The 2,383-nt window shown below is 38.3% G+C and carries 3 protein-coding genes and 1 pseudogene; all 4 read right to left on the bottom strand.

Annotated elements, in window-relative coordinates; translation table 11 throughout:
* Positions 1-144 precede the first annotated feature (144 nt).
* A pseudogene (locus ACFPMF_RS27970) lies at positions 145-219 on the bottom strand (hypothetical protein); the annotation flags it as partial.
* A 50-nt stretch (positions 220-269) separates the two neighbouring features.
* Entirely contained in the window at positions 270-1,445 is a 1,176-nt protein-coding gene (locus tag ACFPMF_RS27965; RefSeq protein ID WP_379851468.1) for a PfkB family carbohydrate kinase, read from the bottom strand.
* Positions 1,446-1,454: 9 nt separating this feature from the next.
* Positions 1,455-1,892: a hypothetical protein gene (locus ACFPMF_RS27960; protein WP_379851466.1), complete on the bottom strand. Its 438-nt coding sequence runs from the start codon at positions 1,890-1,892 to the stop codon at positions 1,455-1,457.
* Between the two features lie 7 nt (positions 1,893-1,899).
* Positions 1,900-2,154 (bottom strand): hypothetical protein, encoded by a 255-nt coding sequence (locus ACFPMF_RS27955; protein WP_379851464.1) that lies wholly within the window; start codon positions 2,152-2,154, stop codon positions 1,900-1,902.
* Between the last annotated feature and the right edge of the window lie 229 nt (positions 2,155-2,383).

Below are 2,383 nucleotides of genomic sequence, written 5' to 3'. Positions count from 1 at the left end.
ATATTGAAGTCTATTATAATCGGGAGAGAAAGCATTCATCGCTGGGCTACCAAAGCCCTGAACAATTTGAACAGAAGTATTACAAAAATCTGACAAATTCACTGTGCCGCTAAATCGGACCACCTCACTTAACTGTTGACATAGGTAATCGGTTGCCAAACCTTTTCCTTCATCTCCATAGCCTAATCCAACAACTATAATAGCTTTTCTCTGTTGCATCGTCGAGATGATTTGCACCTTGTTTAGCCCTACAATTACTTTCTAAGCAATTACCAGGACGCCATATAAACTGCTGTCGTAAAATCATTTGTAATCTCACACCCACTTCCAATTAGCATAGTTAAATCATTCTCTAGAGTATTTTCTGCTAGCACTACCACCCTCTTTTTCAATGCTTTAGCATATCCTATTTCGAAGATGGTTCCAGGGTCTTCTCCATTAAGAACAGCTAATACAACGTCAGCATTTTCAATAGCTGCTAAATCTTTACCGACAACTTGATCAGGACCTCCTCGACCAACATCGTGAAGGGGGGAAAATACGTCATTACCAAATTCAATTAATTTACAGCGTAATTCATTTATCAGCCACCTTTCTGCAACAGTGAAAAAGGGACCAGCTAAATAAAGTTTTTGTGCGTGCGTATTCCGTCTTAATTGTTGAAAAATATTCGGCGCAACTGGTAATGGCAAAATTCTACTTTGGCAATATTGAGCCGTAAAACGTGAGGCTAAAAGCGCAGCTTCTGCTGCTGGTAGTTTTTCTAACGCCCATTTCCAGGCAAAAGCAGCAGAAAAAATATCTCCCGACCCAATAGGCCAAACAGAGGATGTCTTAAATACCGGGATTATATGTGTTCCAGAACAGTCAACAACCAATGCTCCATGAGGACCATTTTTGATAACTACCACTTCTGCTTCTTCATTTTTGAGCAATGCTTTCCCAACCTCTTCTAAATTATCTTGGTCAGTCAAACCTGATAGAAGTAATGCCTCTCTATGATTCAGTACCAAGGCCAGGTGAGTAGCAGTAGAGCCTGTAAATTTATAAGAAATCCCATTTTGAGGATCATAAACTACATAAGAACCACTCACTTTTACTTCTGCCTCAATTTGTCCATATACGAGGATACTTTCGGCCGAAACATCCGGCATCCTTGTTTTAAAATTTAGGAAATCGGATGGATAAAATAAAGGTTTCGTGAGTGGATGATAATATTCAAAAACTATTGTTTCTGGAATTAATACAAAATCTGGCTTTATATTAAATGAATTGCATATAGCATTTGCAAGATTGATAGCATCATTACCAACACAAGTTTTAAATGATATATCCGACACATGGCCGGAAAGAGCTATCGCTCCTCGAAGCCCAGAGCCGTACAGCTCATGCCACTTAGGATCATGACATACTTCGAAATAGGTACCACCAACAACAGTTAGCATGCAGCCCTATTAGTTTTTGTGCTCAATTCTGACATCGCACACATTTCCTGTAAGATTAATAATCACAGCTAAGAACTTAATTCCCTTTTTTATACAATTAGCAAGTTTAACAATATCAGGGGAGATAACCTGACCACATAGCTCGTTGTCTGAGTTAAATACTTCAATCCGACCGGCTGAAGCATGCAGTTTAACAGATAATACATCTCCTACTTCAAGATTACTTAACGCCACCTGCTGTGGACTTAGTAATCTAGTTTCAAGAGTGAGATTAATGCAGTCATCTTCAGAACCATTTTCAAAGCTTGCGCCCCCACCTATGCCCGATCCTGTGCTTGAATTTGATATAGGATTACTATAATCCGAAGAAGACTTTCTGTAGGAACTTCCACCACTACCCATAAGTAAATATTTAGAATATAAATTGATATAAATTTTCGTTATCAAAGCTATGCTATGCAGAAAGAGAAATGACTAAGCCGCCCTCTGTTTCATCATTCGTATTAGGTAATTGCACCTGTTGCTTAACCCGTTTAAAAAGGTTATCTACCCAATTCTGGCCTTTGGTATTACACCATCGCCCAAAGCCTAATTCAATGTCTGAGTCCAAGTACATCAAGACGGCTCCATCACATTGAAACCTTTTCACAAACTCTTTTAGAACCTCTTCGTCAGTCAAATTTTGTGCTGATGTGCGTTGTTTTGTCATAATCTGATTGAATTTTTATCGGTATAAGTAAAACCACCCGTTGACCTAATGGAAATTTTGAATAATTTTCATCATGTCGGTAAGGCAATATAGTCCACCAAATTGTAAGTGTCCCTAAAATTCGGACAGTTTAGAATTAGAGAAAAATGCTAATTTTAAACTGATTCCTATGAAAAAGACGCGATTCACCGAATCTCAAATTGTCAAAATCCTCAAACAGCAGGAAAAT

Origin of the sequence: Larkinella bovis, assembly GCF_042655385.1 — a bacterium.
GTDB lineage: Bacteria > Bacteroidota > Bacteroidia > Cytophagales > Spirosomataceae > Larkinella > Larkinella bovis.
This window is presented reverse-complemented; position numbering and strand designations above follow the sequence as displayed.